Origin of the sequence: Streptomyces sp. NPDC017529 (assembly GCF_044329785.1) — a bacterium.
GTDB lineage: Bacteria > Actinomycetota > Actinomycetes > Streptomycetales > Streptomycetaceae > Streptomyces.
In genome coordinates, this window is the sequence record NZ_JBIRJY010000033.1 from 1 (window position 1) to 17,246 (window position 17,246).

8 protein-coding genes are annotated in these 17,246 nt (G+C 71.4%); 3 read left to right on the top strand and 5 right to left on the bottom strand.

The annotated features are described in order from the left end of the window. The coding region (locus ACH4K4_RS36980) for an SDR family NAD(P)-dependent oxidoreductase (RefSeq protein WP_398174154.1) at window positions 1-8,556 on the top strand (8,556 nt) is incomplete at its 5' end. 60 nt (window positions 8,557-8,616) lie between these two features. Beyond that, window positions 8,617-11,754, top strand: coding sequence for an amino acid adenylation domain-containing protein (locus tag ACH4K4_RS36985; protein ID WP_398174157.1), 3,138 nt, complete (start codon window positions 8,617-8,619; stop codon window positions 11,752-11,754). 19 nt (window positions 11,755-11,773) lie between these two features. Here ACH4K4_RS36985 and ACH4K4_RS36990 read toward each other — a convergent pair whose 3' ends face one another. The 5 genes from ACH4K4_RS36990 to ACH4K4_RS37010 form a co-directional block, all read right to left on the bottom strand. After that, window positions 11,774-12,682 carry an ABC transporter ATP-binding protein gene (locus tag ACH4K4_RS36990; RefSeq protein WP_398174160.1) on the bottom strand — a complete coding sequence of 303 codons (909 nt, stop codon included), beginning with the start codon at window positions 12,680-12,682 and terminating at the stop codon, window positions 11,774-11,776. 222 nt (window positions 12,683-12,904) lie between these two features. Further along, complete coding sequence (locus ACH4K4_RS36995) at window positions 12,905-13,567, bottom strand: LuxR C-terminal-related transcriptional regulator (protein WP_398174163.1); 663 nt, start codon at window positions 13,565-13,567, stop codon at window positions 12,905-12,907. After that, a complete protein-coding gene (locus ACH4K4_RS37000; protein ID WP_398174166.1) occupies window positions 13,552-14,877 on the bottom strand; it encodes a sensor histidine kinase in 1,326 nt (441 codons plus the stop codon). The genes ACH4K4_RS36995 and ACH4K4_RS37000 overlap by 16 nt, the downstream gene beginning before the upstream one ends. Window positions 14,878-15,032: 155 nt before the next feature. Further along, a complete protein-coding gene (locus ACH4K4_RS37005) occupies window positions 15,033-15,725 on the bottom strand; it encodes a 4'-phosphopantetheinyl transferase (protein WP_398174169.1) in 693 nt (230 codons plus the stop codon). Then, window positions 15,722-16,573, bottom strand: a complete 852-nt coding sequence (locus tag ACH4K4_RS37010; protein WP_398174172.1) for a metallophosphoesterase family protein — start codon at window positions 16,571-16,573, stop codon at window positions 15,722-15,724. The genes ACH4K4_RS37005 and ACH4K4_RS37010 overlap by 4 nt, the downstream gene beginning before the upstream one ends. 245 nt (window positions 16,574-16,818) lie before the next feature. Between ACH4K4_RS37010 and ACH4K4_RS37015 the strand changes: the two genes are divergently transcribed. Further along, entirely contained in the window at window positions 16,819-17,133 is a 315-nt protein-coding gene (locus ACH4K4_RS37015) for a hypothetical protein (protein WP_398174175.1), read from the top strand. Window positions 17,134-17,246: the final 113 nt, after the last annotated feature.

Consider the following 17,246-nt stretch of genomic DNA (forward strand, 5'->3'; position numbering starts at 1 on the left):
GAGAGCGGGCTTGCGTACGGTCCGGTATTCCAGGGGATGCGTGCGGCCTGGCGGCGCGGCGACGAACTGTTCGCCGAGGTCGCGTTGGCCGAGGGTACGGCGGTGTCCGGCTTCGGGGTGCACCCGGTGCTGCTGGACGCTGCCCTGCATGTGCTGGGCTTGGGTGCTGCGCATGAAGGGCTGGCGCTGCCGTTCGCCTGGAAGAACGTCAGCCTGCATGCGTCGGGTGCGTCGGTGGCCCGGGTCCGGATGACCCCGGAGCGTACTGGCGAGGGCGTATCGCTGACTCTCGCCGACCCCACCGGTGAACTGATCGTGTCCGTCGGTTCTTTGGTGTTGCGGTCGGTGTCGGCCGAGGACCTTGCCGCTGCGACGGCGTCGGCTCGTGGGGGTCTGTACGGCGTGGAGTGGGTGCCGGTCACGCCCGAGGGTGAGTCGGTGTCTGAGTGCCTGTGGGTGGAGCTGGGCGTCGAGGGTGTGAGTGGCCTGGTGGCGTCGGTGGAAGAGGGCGGAGAAGTTCCCTCGGTTGTGGTGCTGCGGGTCGTGCCGGAGGTGGGCACGGCCGGTGTTGCGGGCGCGGCTCGTAGCGCGGCGGTGCACGTGCTGGGTGTCGTACAGGAGTGGCTTGCGCAGGAGGCCTTGTCCGGGTCGCGGCTGTTGGTGGTCACCGAGCGCGCGATGGATGCGGGTGCGGACTGCGCCGTGGAGGTTGCCCCTGCTGCGGTGTGGGGGCTGGTGCGGGTAGCGCAGGCGGAGAATCCGGGGCGTTTGGTGCTCGCGGATGTGGATGATCTGTCCGCCGATGGTGTCGCGGAGTGGCTGCGGGTGGGTGTGGGTTCGGGTGAGCCGCAGTTCGCGGTACGCGGGGGCCAGGTGCGGGTACCGCGGCTGGCGCGGGCCGTGCGGGCGGCTTCGGTGGGGTGTGTGGGTCGTGCGGGAACGGTGTTGGTGACGGGTGCTTCGGGGGCTCTGGGTGGGCGGGTGGCCCGGCATCTGGCGGCAGCCAACCGGGCCGAGCGGCTGCTGCTGCTCTCACGCCGTGGTATCGAGGCGTCGGGTATGCCGGAACTGGTCGCCGATCTGGAGAAGGCGGGCGTCGAGGTCACTGTTGCCGCATGTGATGCCGCTGACCGTGGTCAGCTCGCCGAGGTCCTGGACGGTGTGCCGCTGACCGGTGTCGTCCACGCGGCCGGGATCGTGGACGACGGCCTGGCCACGGCTCTGACCGCGGAGCGGGTGGAGTCGGTGATGCGGCCGAAGGTCGACGCTGCCTGGAACCTGCACGAGCTGACCCGTGATCTGGACCTGGACACTTTCGTTCTCTTCTCGTCCATCGCCGGTGTCATCGGCAACGCGGGCCAGGCCAACTATGCGGCAGGCAACACCTTCCTGGACGCCCTCGCCGCCCACCGCCGCCAGCAGGGCCTGCCCGCCGTGTCGTTGGCGTGGGGCCCCTGGGAGCAGGGCATGGCCAGCGAACTCACAGAAGGTGACCGGCAGCGGCTGGCCCGCCAGGGGATGAGGCTGCTGCCTGTCGCGGACGGTCTCGCCGCACTCGACGAGGCCATGGGCCGCACCGAACCACTGCTGGTAGCAGCCAAGTTGGACCTGGCGGCAATACGCGGAACGGCCGAGGCACCACCCCTCCTGTCCGCACTTGCGCGCACGACACGTATGGACTCGCCTGCCCGTCGTACGGTCGGGCAGGCCGCCGATGGGCAGAACGCACTGGCCGTGCGTCTGGCCGGGCTGAGCCCTGCCGAGCAGCAAGAGGCCGTACGGGACATGATCGCCACCCAGACCGCCCTGGTGCTGGGCCTGCCGGGGCCTGACAGCGTGGTTGCGGACCGCGCCTTCCGGGACGTCGGTTTCGACTCCCTCACCGCAGTCGAGCTGCGCAACCGCCTCAACAACGTCACCGGCCTGCGCCTCTCCGCTACCGCAGTGTTCGACTACCCGACCCCGGCCGCTCTCGTCGGCTTCGTACTGCGTGAGATGGTCGGCGAGACGGATGCCGTGCCGGTGGGCCCTGCCCTCCCGGCGACCGGTGGAGCACTGGTTGACGACGACCGCCTGGTGATCGTGGGGATGGCGTGCCGCTTCCCGGGTGGTGTCTCGTCTCCGGGCGAGTTCTGGCAGCTGCTCGAATCGGGCGGGGACGCGGTGGGCGCGTTCCCCGTGGACCGAGGATGGCCCGGAGACGTGGTCGACCCGGATCCGGAAGCGGTCGGAAAGACCTACTCGGGCCAGGGCGGCTTCCTCCACGACGCCGGGGAGTTCGATGCGGAGTTCTTCGGGATCAGTCCGCGTGAGGCGGTGGCGATGGATCCGCAGCAGCGGCTGCTGCTGGAGACCTCGTGGGAAGCGCTGGAAGACGCGGGGATCGATCCTGGATCATTGAAGGGCAGCGATACGGGCGTCTTCGCGGGCCTCTTCTACCACGACTACCTGCCGTCGTATCCCGTCCCCGAGGAGGTCGAGGGTTACCTCGGCACGGGCGGCACGGGGTCCGTCGCCTCGGGTCGGGTGGCGTATGCGCTGGGTCTGGAGGGTCCGGCGGTGACGGTGGACACGGCGTGTTCGTCGTCGTTGGTGGCGTTGCATCTGGCGTGCCAGTCGTTGCGTTCGGGGGAGTCGTCGCTCGCGTTGGCCGGCGGCGTGACGGTGATGTCCACACCCGGCACGTTCATCGACTTCTCTCGACAGCGAGGCCTTTCCGCTGACGGGCGCTGCAAGGCGTATGCGGAGGCTGCGGACGGTACGGGCTGGGGCGAGGGTGTCGGCGTCCTGGTGGTCGAGCGGATGTCGGACGCGCGGCGCAACGGTCACCGGATTCTCGCGGTGGTGGCCGGAACGGCGATGAACCAGGACGGTGCTTCCAACGGTCTGACGGCGCCGAACGGCCCGTCGCAGCAGCGGGTGATCCGGTCCGCGCTGGCCAATGCCCACCTGACGTCCGCCGACGTGGATGTGGTCGAGGGCCATGGCACGGGTACCCGGTTGGGTGATCCGATCGAGGCGCAGGCGCTGCTGGCGACGTACGGCCAGGGTCGGCCGGAGGAGCGGCCGTTGCTGTTGGGTTCGGTGAAGTCCAACATTGGTCATGCGCAGGCGGCGGCCGGCGTGGCGGGGGTCATCAAGATGGTGTCGGCGATGCGGCACGGCATCGTCCCCGCGACACTGCACGTGGACGCACCCTCCTCACACATCGACTGGGATGCGGGTGCGGTACGGCTGGTGACCGAGGCCGCTCCGTGGCCGGAGGTGGGGGAGCGTCCGCGGCGTGCGGGCGTGTCCTCGTTCGGGTTCTCCGGCACCAACGCCCACGTCATTATCGAGCAGGCACCCGAAGCCGCTTCCGCACTGGATGCCGAAACCTCCCCGGCCGATGGTGCGGTGCTGCCGGTGGTGCCGTGGGTGGTGTCGGGTCGGTCGGCTGCCGGGCTGCTGGGCCAGGCCGAGCGGCTGGCGCAGTTCGCCCAGGAACATTCGGACGTGGACGCGAGCGACATGGGTTGGTCACTGGCGACTTTGCGTGGGGTGTTGGAGCACCGTGCGGTGGTGCTGGGCTCTGATCGCGAGGAACTGGCCGCCGGGGTACGGGCGTTGGCGGAAGGGCGTGAGGTTCCGGGTGTCGTCTTCGGGACATCCAGTGGCGCGGGCAAGATCGGCTTCGTGTTCACGGGGCAGGGCGCCCAGCGGGTCGGCATGGGTCAGGGGCTGTATGCGGCGTTCCCGGTCTTCGCTGAGGCCTTCGATGCCGTGTGCGCGGGCCTGGCCGAGCATCTGGAGGGTTCGCTGGCAGCGGTGAGCCGTGGCGAAGGCGAGGCGTCCTGGCCGGGTGAGGGCCGCATTGACGAGACGGTGTGGGCGCAGTCCGGTCTGTTTGCGGTTGAGGTGGCGTTGTTTCGGCTGTTGGAGTCGTGGGGCGTGCGTCCGCAGGTGGTGGCGGGGCATTCGATCGGTGAGCTGGCGGCTGCGTATGTCGCGGAGGTGTGGTCGCTGGCCGACGCCTGCGCGGTGGTGGCCGCACGCGGCCGCCTCATGCAGCAACTCCCCACCGGTGGAGCGATGGTGGCGGTCGAGGCCAGTGAGGAGCGGGTCCTCGAAGCGATCAAGGGCCGCCCGGGTGTCGGCATCGCGGCGGTCAACGGACCGAAGGCCGTCGTGATATCCGGGAACGAAGACGAAGCGCTGGCCGCTGCCCAGGAGTTGGCGCAGGCCGGGGCGCGTACCAGTCGTCTGCGGGTCTCGCATGCCTTCCACTCGCCGTTGATGGAGCCGATGCTGGAGGAGTTCGCGCGCGTCGTGAGCTCCGTCACCGTCCAGGAGCCGCGTCTGACGCTGGTGTCGGCTCTGACCGGCAAGCCTGTGACCAGTGAGGTCACCGATCCTTCGTACTGGGTGCGGCACGTCCGCGAAGCGGTCCGCTTTGCCGATTCGGCCTGCGCGCTCCGTGACAGCGGCGTACGGACATTCATCGAGATCGGTCCGGACGGTGTGCTGTCGGGCATGGGCCCGCAGTCCCGTACGGAGACTGAGAACGACGATGCCTCCGAGGCCTGGCTGCCGGTGCTGCGCCGTGGCCGTGACGAACCCCGCGCGCTGCTGACGGCGCTGGCCAAGGCATTCGTCCGAGGTGTGGACGTCGGCTGGGACCAGGTCTTCACGAGCACGAGCACAGGCAAGGCCCCCCAGCGGATCGACCTCCCCACCTACGCCTTCCAGCGCCAGCGGTACTGGCTGGCCCCGGTCGCCGGCAGCCGTGCCGAGGACCTGGGCCTGGAGAGCCCGCGTCACCCGCTGCTGGGCGCGGCCGTCGAGCTCCCCGCGACCGGCGGGGTGGTACTGACCGGGCAGCTCGTCGTGTCCGCGCAACCGTGGCTGGCCCAGTCGCTCGTCGCGGGCCGGGTGGTGGTACCTGCCGCGGCACTGGTGGAGATGGCGGTGCGGGCCGGTGACGAGGCCGGCTGCGACCAGGTCGAGGAACTGGTCGTCGAAAAGCCGTTGGTGCTGCCGGAGCGCGGGGACATGCGGGTTCAGGTCACCGTCGGTGAGGCCGGCCCCGCGGGGCGGCGGGAGTTCTCCGTGTTCGCGCGGGCGGCCGAGGGCGAGTGGGTCTGCCATGCGGCGGGAGCCCTGGCACCGGCCGATACGGACGGTGACACAGTCGCGGAAACGGCAGCGTGGAGTGTGCAGTGGCCACCGGCGGGTGCCGTGGTGGCCGATGTGGACGGGCTCTACGAGGGCCTGGCGGCTGCCGGGGCCGAGTACGGGCAGGTGTTCCAGGGCGTACGGCGGGCATGGCGGCGCGGCGACGAGGTGTTCGCGGAGGTGGCGCTGGCCGAGGGCGCGGAGGTGTCCGGGTTCGGGGTGCATCCGGCGTTGCTGGACGCCGCGTTGCATGTGACGAGCCTGGAACAGGCGGGGGGCGGCGAGGGGCCGCTGCTGCCTTTCGTGTGGAGTGGCGTACGGGTGCACGCGTCGGGCGCGACGGCGGCGCGGGTACGAGTGGCGCCGTCACCCACGGGCGAAGGCACATCGGTGACGCTCGCCGACGCGGCCGGACAGCCGATCGTCTCGATCGGATCGGTGGTGCTGGAGCCGCCGGCCGCCGGAGCCCTGGACCAGGCTGCGGGACCGGCCCGTGAAGGGCTCTTCCGCGTGGACTGGGTCCCGGCCGCCGTGGCGGAGGGCGCCGGGCAGCCGGCCCGCAGCTGGGCGGTGCTCGGCGAGGACGGCGGACTGGGCGTGCCCGGCGCGGCGGCGTACGCGGACATGGCGGCGCTGCTCGCGGCGGTCGAGGCGGGTGCCGCGGTGCCCGACGTGGTGGTGACCTGCTGCGTCCCCGGCCTCAGTCTCGAACCCGACAGCGACGCCGCCTCCTCACAGAGCCCCGACGCTCCATACGCCGAGGCTTCCACCGCCATCCACCACCGCGCCCAGCGCACCGTACTCAGCGCCCTCGGCGTCATACAGGAATGGCTGGCCGCCGGAGTGCTCGACGGTTCGCGCCTCGTGGTGGTGACGGAGCGCGGTGTGGACACAGGCCCCGGTGTGAGCCTGCGGATGGACAGCGCGGGCGTCACCGGTCTGGTGCGCGCGGCGGCGGGTGAGCACCCGGAGCGGATCGTGCTGGCGGACGTGGAGGCGCTGAACGGCTCCGGGCCCCTCGTCGTGGCCGGAACGGCGCTGGGGGAGCCCGAGTTCGCGGTACGGGACGCGCAGGTGCGGGTACGGCGACTGGCGCGTGCCGCCGGGGACGGACTGGCGGTGCCGGACGGGGCGCACTGGCGGCTGGGGATCACCGAGCGCGGCACGGTGGAGAACCTGGTCCTGGAGGAGTGCGAGGACGGGCAGCGGCCGCTGGCGGCCGGTGAGGTACGGGTGGCGGTGCGCGCGGCCGGCGTGAACTTCCACGACGTGCTGAACGTGCTGGGCATGTATCCCGGTGAGGCGGGTGCGCTGGGCCTCGAAGGCACCGGAGTCGTGCTGGAGACCGGGCCGGGCGTGGTGGAACCTGCGGTCGGCGACGCGGTGATGGGGCTGTTCCCGGGCGCGTTCGGGCCCGTGGCGGTGGCTGCCGCACACGCCGTGACGCGGGTGCCCGCTGGCTGGTCCGCGGCGGAAGCGGCCGGTGCGCCGATGGCGTTCCTGGCCGCGTACCATGCGCTGGTGCGGCTGGCTGGGCTGCGGCGCGGCGAGCGGGTGCTGATCCACGCCGCCGCGGGCGGTGTGGGCATGGCCGCCGTGCAGGTGGCCCGGTACCTGGGCGCCGAGGTCTTCGTGACCGCGTCGCCGAAGAAGTGGAGTGCGCTGCGGGAACTGGGGCTGGACGAGCGGCACATGGCGTCGTCCCGGACCACGGACTTCGAGGCGGCGTTCCGTACGGAGACCGGTGGGCGCGGCATGGATGTGGTGCTGGGCTCCCTGACAGGGGAGTCGGTGGATGCGTCGCTGCGGCTGACCCGTCCCGGCGGGCGGTTCGTCGAGATGGGCAAGGCCGATGTACGCGACCCCGGCCAGGTGGAGCGGGATCACCAGGTCACCTATCGGACGCTCGACCTGCTGCTGGAGGATCCGGAGGCGATCGGCGGCATGCTGTCGTCGCTGTCGGAACTGTTCGCGCAGGGCGCGCTGCGGCCGTTGCCGGTGGCGTGCTGGGATGTGCGGCGCGCGGTGGATGCCTTCCGGTTCCTGCGTCAGGGACGGCACATCGGGAAGGTCGTCCTGACCGTGCCGACGCGGCCGTCCGACGTGGGCACGGTGCTGGTGACCGGTGCGTCGGGCGCGCTGGGCGGCCTGGTCGCCCGGCACCTGGCGGCGACCGGGCGGGCCCGGCGCGTGCTGCTGGCCTCGCGTCGCGGCATGGGCGCGGCCGGGATGCCGGAGCTGGTCGCCGGGTTGGCGGGCTCCGGTACGGGCGTGCAGGTGGTGGCCTGCGACGTGGCGGACCGGGACCAGCTGGCCGAGGTGATCGCCGGGGTGCCGGCGGTGGCGCCGCTGACCGGGGTCGTCCACACGGCAGGCGTCCTCGACGACGGTGTCATCGGGGCGCTCACCCCGGACCGGGTACAGCGGGTCATGCGACCCAAGGCGGATGCGGCCTGGCACCTGCACGAGCTGACCCGCCACCTGGACCTGGACACCTTCACCCTCTTCTCCTCGGTGGCCGGCGTCTGGGGCACCCCGGGGCAGGCCAACTACGCGGCCTGCAACACCTTCCTGGACGCCCTCGCCGCCCACCGGCGCCATCAGGGCCTGCCCGCCGTGTCGTTGGCGTGGGGCCCGTGGGAGCAGGGCATGGCCGGCGAACTGACGGACGCCGACCGGCAGCGGATGAGCCGGCAGGGGCTGCGGCCGCTGACCACGTCCGACGGACTCGCCCTGCTGGACGCGGCGGCGGGCCGGACGGACCCGCTGCTGGTGACGGCCCGCCTGGACCTGCTCGCGCTGGGCCGCCTGGGAAGCGCGGCCCCCGCCCTGGTGACCGGCCTGGTCCGGCCCAACCGGCGTACGGCCGGAGCGGCGGGGCCGGACGCCGGCAGGAACCTGGCCGGCCAGTGGGCCGCGCTGCCGCCCGAGCAGCTGGGGGGCGCGGTTTTGAATCTGGTGCTGACCCAGGCGGCCCTCGTCCTCAACAGGCCAGGGCCCGAGTCCATCGAGTCCGCCCGGTACTTCCGTCAGCTCGGCTTCGACTCGCTGACCGCGGTGGAGTTCCGTAACCGGATCAGCGGCGCCATCGGGCTGCGGCTGCCCGCCGCGGTGGTCTTCGACTACCCCACCCCCGGCGAGCTCGCCGAATATCTCCGGGAAAGGATCGCCGACCAGGAAATCGACTACGAGCCGGTCCTCAACGAACTCGACAGGCTCAAGTCCCTTCTTTCCGTGATAGCCCGGCGGGGCGGCAAGAAGGCGATGATCATGAGCCGCCTGGAGGGAATCGTGGAGGAGTTCCGCGGCGGGGACGCGGACGGCGCGCCCGCCGACGAGGACATCAGCGAGGCGACCGACGACGAGATATTCGATCTCATCGACAAGGAACTGGGCATCTAGGGTGGCCGGGCACCCAGGGGAAAGCCGGCGGAGTCAGCGGACTTGTGAAGGAGCGACGTGATGAATTCCGCGAAGGGGCACACGCCTGCGGAATTGGGTGAGGAAACGGGAGCCGCTCCGAAGGAAGAGGCTCTGTGGCTGCGCGAGTCGTCGGCGCCGGGCTCCCCCGTGCACAACCTGTCCATGGCGTTCGCCGTCACAGGGCACATGGACGCGTCCCGGCTCGACGCGGCGCTGGCCGTGGTGCTGCGCCGCCACGAGGCGTTGCGCACCGTCTACCGCAGCGACGGCACCCGGCTGGTCAAGCGCGTGGCCGGACCGGACGAGTTCCGGCTCGACGTGGTGCAGTTCGTGCTTCCGGGCGAGCCGTCCGAGGACGACCTGGCGGTCGTGACCGCCGCGCCGTTCGGCCTGGACGGCGGGCCGATGCTGAGGGCGGCGCTCTTCCGCTCCCCGGGCACGGACGTCTTCTGCGTCACGGCGCACCACCTCGTCTTCGACGAGGTGTCCGCCTCGGTCTTCCGCACCGAGCTGGTGTCCGCGTACGAGCACGCGGACGGGGCGCCGGAGGCGGGACTGGCACCGGTACCCCGGTGGGCAGAGGCGCCGCCGAGTGGGAAGAGCCTCGCCTTCTGGCGCGAGGAGCTGGCGGGCGCGGACACCGACGGCCTGGAACTGGCCTGCGCGGCCCCCGAGCCGGACCGGCCGACGCTGGCGGCGGCGCAGGTCGACCGCGAGGTGCCGGCGCGTACGGTGGCCGCGGTCCGGCGGCTCGCCGACGACCTCGGCGTCCTGGAGTCCGCGGTCCTGCTGGCCGCGTACTACGTGCTGCTGGAGACGCACGGTGCCGGGCCCGACCTGCTCGTCGGCTCCCCGGTCGACGTCAGACCACAGCACGCCGCCCGCACGATCGGGTACCACGTCACCCACGTACCGCTGCGGCTGCGGGTGACCCGGGAGGAGAGCGTGCGCGACCTGGTGCGCAGGAGCGGCGAGCGGTTGCTGACGGCCGCGGCGCACGCCGATGCGGCCGTGGAGGCGCTCGCCGGCCTCACGCCCGTGGCGCGGTCCGGCCGGCGGTCCCTGCCGTTCCGGCACGTGTTCGAGCACCGGGCGGGGTGCGGCCCTGCCGCCTTCACCCTCGGCGGCCTCGCGGCGGGACCGTTCCCCGCCGCGAGCGGCTTCGCCACGTTCGACCTCCACCTCTCCACCACCTCTACGGACGACGGCATCTCGGTACGGGTCGTCCACCGGACCGAGCTCTTCGCGCGACCCTGCGCCGAACTGCTGCTGGCGCGGTACGAGGCGGTGCTGGCCTCGTTCGCGGACGCCCCCGACCGCGCGGTGGGAGAGGTCCACTGGTGGAGCGACCGGGACCACGGGATCATCGCGGCGGCGAACGACACGGCCCGGCCCGTCGAGCCTGCCTCGGTCCTCGACGCCGTCCACGAGCACGCCCTGCGCAGGCCCGAAGCCGTCGCCGTCATGGACGGCGAACGGTCGGTCGGATACGGCCGGTTGTGGAGCGCGGCACACGCCATGAGCGCTGTCATCCGGGGCGCCGGCGTCCGGCCGGGGGACGTGGTGGCGATAGCCCTCCCGCGCGGTCCCGAGCTGGTCGCGGCCGTCCTGGGAACCTGGCTGGCGCACGCGGCGTACCTGCCCGTCGACGCGGCCCACCCCGAGGAGCGGATCCGGTACCAGCTCTCCGACTCGGCAGCGAAGGTCCTCGTGGCCACCGAGGACGCGACGCACTTCGCCGAGGACGGTCTCGTGGTGCTGACCGTGCCCGCGGTTGACACCGTTCCGGACGCGAACGCGTGTGACGCCCCGCCCGGTGCGGTGGACCCGGCGTCCTGCGCGTACCTGATCTACACCTCCGGATCGACCGGGCGGCCGAAGGGGACCCTGATCACCCACGCGGCCCTGGCCAATGTGGCGGTGCACTTCGCCGAGCAGTTGGAAGCGTCGTCCGGTGACGCGATGTTGTGGACGACGACGTTCGCGTTCGACATGTCCGGCATCGAGCTGCACGTGGCGCTGGTCTCCGGCGGCCGCCTGGTGGCGGCCCCCGACCGGGCCAGGAGCGACGGCCGGGTCATGCGGGAGCTGGTGTCGCGCTACGGGGTGCGGTTCATCGAGGCGACGCCGACGACCTGGCGGCTGGTCATCGACCGGATGGAGGACTGCCTGCGGGGCCGCAGCGTCATAGTGGGCGGTGAGCCCGTGCCGGTTTCCCTGGCCCAGCGGCTGGTGGCCGCCGGCTGTGTGCTGCACCACGCCTACGGGCCCACGGAGACGACCATCTGGTCGACGTCACGTGTGGTCACCCAAGCGATGGGGCCCCGCCTGGACGTCGGTCGGCCGATCCGCAACACCCAGCTCCATGTGGTCGATCAGCACGGCCGCGAACTCCCCGTCGGTGTTCGTGGGGAACTGTGCATCTCGGGCGCCGGGGTGGCGATCGGGTACCACGGCCGGCCGGAACTCAACGCGCAGCGCTTCGGCGAACACCGTACGTACGGCCGCTTCTACCGTACGGGCGACATGGCCTGCTGGCGTACGGACGGAACGCTCGACCTGTTCGGCCGTAGCGACCGGCAGGTCAAACTCCGCGGGAACCGCATCGAGCTCGGCGAGATCGAGTCGACGCTCCTCGCGCACCCCGAAGTCGGCGCCGCCGCGGTGGTCATGGTGGGCGACCCGAGCGCGGACGCCGTGCTCATCGGCTGCCTGGAGCCGGCCGCAGCCGGCTCGCTCGACACCGAAAGCGTCTGGGCGCATGCCCGTTCCCGCCTGTCCCGGTCGATGCTTCCCGGTGACCTCGTCACGGTCGACCCGATGCCGGTCAACGCCAATGGCAAGGTCGACTATCCCGCACTGGAGCGGATGCTCGCCGACCGGCGCACGGGCCTCGCCTCGGCACGGCCCGGGGCGCGTCGCCCGGACCTGGACGAGCTGACGGGCCGGCTGACCGCGCTGTGGCGGAGCCTGCTGCGGCGCGAGGACGTCGACGCCGACACGGACTTCTTCGCTTACGGAGGCAACTCCATGCTCGCCGCCATGGCGATGCAGGAACTCCAGAACATGAGCGGCGTATCGCTGAGCCTCACCGAGGTGTTCGAGCGGCCCACCCCGCGGGGACTGGCCGCCCGGGTCCGGGATACGGAGCGGCGCGAGGAGGCGGCCGCCGGCTGAGACCCCGCGGCCCCGGCTGCTACTTCGCCTTGAAGTCGCTGCTGGTCAGGTCGAGGAACGCGTCCTCCAACGTGGCCTGTTCGACACGGAGGTGTCTGGGCACGATGGCGTGGCGCGCCAGTTCCGACGTGACCGCGTACAGCACGTCGGTGGTGCCGGTGACCGTCACGTGATCCCCCTCGCCGGTCACGCCGGTCACGTCGGGCAGCCGGGTCAGAAGGCTGTCGTCGAACGGTGCTGACGGGCGGAAGGTGATCCGTGTGTCGCGCTGGACCCGCTCGATCAGCGCCGACGGTGTGCCGACGGTCGTGACACGGCCCTTGCTGATCAGGGCGACCCGGTCGCACAGCCGCTCGGCCTCTTCCATGAGGTCCGTGGCGAGGAGGATGGTGACTCCGCTGGCGCGGACGGCCTCGATCACCTCCCATGTGTCGTGCCGAGCCTGCGGGTCCAGACCGGTGGTGAGCTCGTCGAAGACCGCGACCTGCGGGTTGCCGACCCGGGCCAGCGCTGCCGAGAGGCGCTGCTCCTGGCTGTCTGACAACCCGTTTAAGGGGACCTCGTCCTCCAGCCGGAGCGAGTCCATGAGGTGACGCCAGTCGGCGGGGTCGCGGTAGAAGGAGCTGTAGAGCGACAGCGCCTCGGCGATCCGCTGCCGGTTGGTCCCGTTGCCGTCCTGGAGCTGGACGTCGAGCCGCTGAGTGATCTCGGCCCGTTGCGCGTGGGGGTCGCAGCCGAGCACGCGGACCTCCCCGCCGTCACACTTGCGCAGTCCCTCGATGCATTCCAGGGCCGTGGTCTTGCCCGCGCCGTTGGGGCCTACGATCCCGAAGACCTCACCTTCCTCGACGGTGAAGGACACATCGTCCAGTGCCGCCAGATCGCCGTACTTCTTGTGGAGGTTCTGCACTGCAATCACTGCGGACATGATCCTGCCCTTTCGTGTGCTGATCGCTTGGCGCCCTCGGTCTCGCTCCGCACCCCCGTGCACGGAGGGGCAAGGTCCAATTACTGCGGTAACGGTGTGGTGTGGTACTGCGGCAGCCGACAGCGCCGCTCGGCGGCTGTTCGGCCTGCGTCGAGCCGGACCCGGCCGTCAGGGCCGGTCCGCATGGTCCCGGCACGCGTGCTCAGGGACCGGCGCGTGCCTTCAGTGATCGTTCGGTTCGCCGGCGCCGAGGTAGGTGAGGACGGCCCGCACCCGGCGATTCGTGTCGTCGGCGGTGGCAATCCCGAGCTTGGCGAAGATCGTGGTCGTGTACTTGCTGATGGCGCCCTCGCTGAGGAACAGCCGGCCCGCGATCGCCGTGTTGCTGAGTCCCTCGGCCATCAGCGCGAGCACCGAGCGTTCCCGGTCGGTGAGCGTGGCGAGCGGATCGGCCCGCTGGGGCCGGCCCAGCAGCTTCGCGACGACCGTCGGATCCAGTGCCGTACCGCCGTCGGCGACGCGCTGGAGCGCGTCCATGAACTGGCCGGCGTCCAGGACCCGGTCCTTGAGCTGGTATCCGGTGCCGCCGTGCCCGTCGGCGAGCAGTTCGCGCGCATACAGCTGTTCCACGTGCTGCGAGAGGATGAGCACGGGCAGTCCCGGAATCTCCCGGCGGGCGGCGAGAGCGGCCTGAAGTCCCTCGTCGGAGAACGTCGGTGGCAGCCGGACGTCCACGATCGCCGCGTCCGGCCGCAGCGTCAGCAGTGCGTCGAGCGTGGCCGGCCCCGTGTCGACCGCCGCGACCACGGTATGCCCGTGCGCCTCGACGAGCCGGACCATCCCGTCGCGGAGCAGGAAGAGGTCTTCGGCTACGACAACGCGCATGGCACCGCCACAGTGATGTGAGTTGGTCCCCCGGGGGGGCTGTCGATCTCCAGGCGGCCGTTGAATGCCGCCATCCGACGCTCGATCCCGCGCAGCCCCGAGCCTGCCGAGGCGACGGCTCCGCCGATCCCGTCGTCGGTCACCGTCGTGGTGAGCGTCTGCTGCGCGAAGCTGAACTCGACCTTCACCTGCGAGGCTTTGGCGTGTTTGGCGACGTTCGCCAACAGTTCCGCGACGGCGAAATAGACCGCCGACTCGACGGGGCGCTCGGGCCGGGAGGGCACTGTGCTGTGCACGGCGATCTCGACGGGAGCGTCGAGCGCCAGGGCGCGGATGGCGTCCACCAGGCCGCGCTCGGCCAGCACGGGCGGGTTGATGCCGCGGACCAGCGAGCGCAACTCGGCGAGCGCGGTCGCCGACGCGGTACGGGCCTCGGCGAGGAGTGCCTTCGCGGCGGCGGGATCGGTGTCGACGAGTTGCTCGGCGGCCCCTACTGACATGCCCATGGCGAGCAGCCGGGCCTGGGTCCCGTCGTGCAGGTCCCGCTCGATCCGCTCCAGTTCGACCGCCTGAGTCTGGGTCAGGTCCGCCTGGATGGCTTCCAGTTCCTTCACCCGCCTGCCCAGCCACGAGCGCGGGATCGGTCCGAGCAGCCGCTGTGCCACCGGCCGAAAGATCCGCCACGCGAACGGGGAGGCGGCCAGACTGGCGACGATCAGGGCGATGCCGTATCCGATGAGCCCCGGCGTCAACGTCATGTACACGCCGCCGGCGAGTCCGAGCAGGGGCAGGGCCGCGACCGGCAGCACCGTCACACCGGCGACCACGGCCCACAGCCCGTCCCAGTGCAATTGCGGATCATGGAACCGGGCGTGCACCTTGGCTCGGCGGCGCGCTTCCCGTTCGGATCGGTGGTACTCGTGGCCGTCCCACCAGTAACCCGTCGACATGCGGCTGACCTGGGGAACGGCGCGGTAGGTCACTTCGAGCCGCATACCCAGCCAGCTCTCCGCACATCGCCGCGCGGCCTTGGCGAGGGGCCGGCTGGTCAGCGGGTGCACGATCCAGATGGCCACGGTGACCCACAGCAGCACCATCAGGACCTGCCCGAGGGTCACCAGCGCCCGGACGACCAGGGGCGCGCTCAACCCCTCGGACCAGCTGCGGACCACGTGGGAGCCGCCCAGCGCAACGCCCAGACACACCGCGGGCATCAGCCAGGTCAGCCCGGTCAGTACCGCGGACCGGTACACCCCACGCGCCATCTCGACCCACCAGCGTGGTGGACCGCCTCCCGCAGGCAGTCTCATCCGTCTGATCCTTTCGTCACGGAACCATTCTGCCAGCCGGGAACAATGCACCCGACCAATGGTGGAGAGCGTATGGCCGGACGGTTTGCGCTGGTATCCCGCTACGCCCCGCGGGCGGTGGGGCTAGCCCCACCAGGCATCGGCCACCCCCGGACTCAGGACGGATCCGAGGGCGGCGGGACCGCGATCGCGGTGGCGACCAGGCCCTGCCGGACGGTCCACCGCCCCTGGAAGTGCCCGAGCCGCCGGTCACCCACCAGCGGTCCAGGGACGAGCAGTCCGGCGCGGAAGCGACCGTGCGCCGCCGTTTCGGGGTCCGGGCGGATCTCGATGTCGGCCTCCTCGAAGTCCAGCCACTTCCCCGTCAGCGGGAACCACGCCTTGTAGACGGACTCCTTGGCGCTGAACAGCAGCCGGTCCCAGTGGACGGTGGGGTGCCGGGCGGCGAGGAGAGCCAGGCGCGCCCGCTCTGCGGGGAGCGAGACGGAGTGCAGGACGCCGGCCGGGAGCGGACCGTGGGGTTCGGCGTCGATGCCGACAGAGGCCAGGTCGGTGGCGCGGGCCAGGGCGGCCGCGCGATACCCGTCGCAGTGGGTCATGCTGCCGAGCAGCCCCTTCGGCCAGCGCGGGGCGCCGCGCTGATCGGGCAGGACGGGCTGCGGCGGCACGCCGAGCTTCTCCATGGCGCGGCGGGCGCAGGTGCGTACGGTGGCGAACTCGCGGCGCCGCTTGTCCACCGCCCGAGCCACCACCGCCTCTTCCTCGGGGTACAACGGGGTCTGGCCGGCCTCGTCGTCACCGTAGACCTCCACGGCCACCACCGACTCAGGCAGCAGTTCCCCGATCACCGGCCGTGCACTCCCAGCGGCAGGATGCGGCGCAGCCCGCCGGGCGGCCCCGGGCGGTTGCGCCACTCGCGGGGATAGCCCACCGACACCTCTTCGAAGCGGACGCCGCCGTGCCAGGTGGTCCGCGGGATGTGGAGGTGGCCGTAGACCATGGCGGCCACGCGGAACCGGCGGTGCCAGTCGGCGGTCAGCCGGGTGCCGCACCACATGGCGAACTCGGGGTACCTCAGGACGTCCGTGGGATGGCGGTCCAGCGGGTAGTGGTTGACCAGGACCGCGGGCAGGCCGTCGGGAAGCGCGGCGAGCCGGCGCTCGGTCACCGCCACCCGGTCCCTGCACCAGGCATCCCGGCTCGGATAGGGGTCGGGGTGCAGCAGGTACTCGTCGTTGCAGATGACGCCGGTTTCGCGCGCGTAGGAGAGACCTTCGTCCTTGGTCGCGCAACCGGTCGGCAGAAAGCTGTAGTCGTACAGCAGGAACAGCGGTGCCACGGCGACCGGGCCGCCGGGGCCTTCCCAGACCGGGTAGGGGTCCTCGGGGGTGACCACGCCCAGCTCGCGGCACAGCTCGACCAGGTGCTCGTAACGGGCGGCGCCGCGCAGGGTGACGGCGTCTTCCGGGTGGGTCCACAGTTCGTGGTTGCCCGGAGCCCAGACCACCTTGCGGAAGCGGCTCGCCAGCGTCTTGAGAGCCCAGCGGATGTCGGCCACCGTCTCGGCGACGTCCCCGGCCACGAGCAGCCAGTCGTCGTCGGAGTCCGGCGCCATGCGCTCGACCAGGGCACGGTTCTCGGCATAGCTGATGTGCAGGTCGCTGATGGCCAGCAACTGCCCGGTTCTGTCGGCCATCGAAGCCCCTCCTAGCCTCCCGCACGCATATGACCGAGACCACGAGAACACACGCCGCCATACCCGGACAAGGGTGTTCAAGTGCGGTGGCAGGGGGAAAGCGGCAGCGCTACGGCGGCAGTTGGGACGCGCGGAAGGAGTGGGGCTGGGCCCACCGGCGATGGGGCGTAGCGGGATATCAGGAGTGGGTCTGCCGACCCTACCTTCGCCACCAACTGCCACGAATCAGATGACAGGAGATCTCCATGCCCCGCTCTGCACGTGTCGCCGCATCTGTTCTCGTGCTCGCTCTTCCGCTGCTGGCGGTGGCCGGCTGCGCTCCCGACGACATCGACGCGCGCTGTGAGGGAGGCGCGTGCACCATTCACGCGCGCTCGGGGACGTCGATCAAGATCCAGAACCTTGAGCTGGAGGTCAAAGAAGTGAGCGAGAGCCACGTCAGGCTCAGTTCGCACGGTGTGAGCCTGAAGCTGTCCAAGGAACTCGACCTCCGCTTCGGGAGCCACCGCCTCCACCTCGTGGGAACGGAGGGAGGAACGGCGGACATCGAGATCGAGTAGAACGCGGCCGATACGGCCGGCAGGCCGCAACATACCCCCCACACGGCGGACGACCGCCCGATACGCCGCGCATCGGGTGGGGCAATGGCGTGCGGGTGCCTTAAGCGAGGTTT

Excerpts from the sequence above, each read along its gene's own strand:
- ACH4K4_RS36985 (WP_398174157.1), top strand. The coding sequence starts at position 8,617 with ATGAATTCCGCGAAGGGGCACACGCCTGCGGAATTGGGTGAGGAAACG.
- ACH4K4_RS36990 (WP_398174160.1), bottom strand. The coding sequence starts at position 12,682 with ATGTCCGCAGTGATTGCAGTGCAGAACCTCCACAAGAAGTACGGCGAT.
- ACH4K4_RS36995 (WP_398174163.1), bottom strand. The coding sequence starts at position 13,567 with ATGCGCGTTGTCGTAGCCGAAGACCTCTTCCTGCTCCGCGACGGGATG.
- ACH4K4_RS37000 (WP_398174166.1), bottom strand. The coding sequence starts at position 14,877 with ATGAGACTGCCTGCGGGAGGCGGTCCACCACGCTGGTGGGTCGAGATG.
- ACH4K4_RS37010 (WP_398174172.1), bottom strand. The coding sequence starts at position 16,573 with ATGGCCGACAGAACCGGGCAGTTGCTGGCCATCAGCGACCTGCACATC.
- ACH4K4_RS37015 (WP_398174175.1), top strand. The coding sequence starts at position 16,819 with ATGCCCCGCTCTGCACGTGTCGCCGCATCTGTTCTCGTGCTCGCTCTT.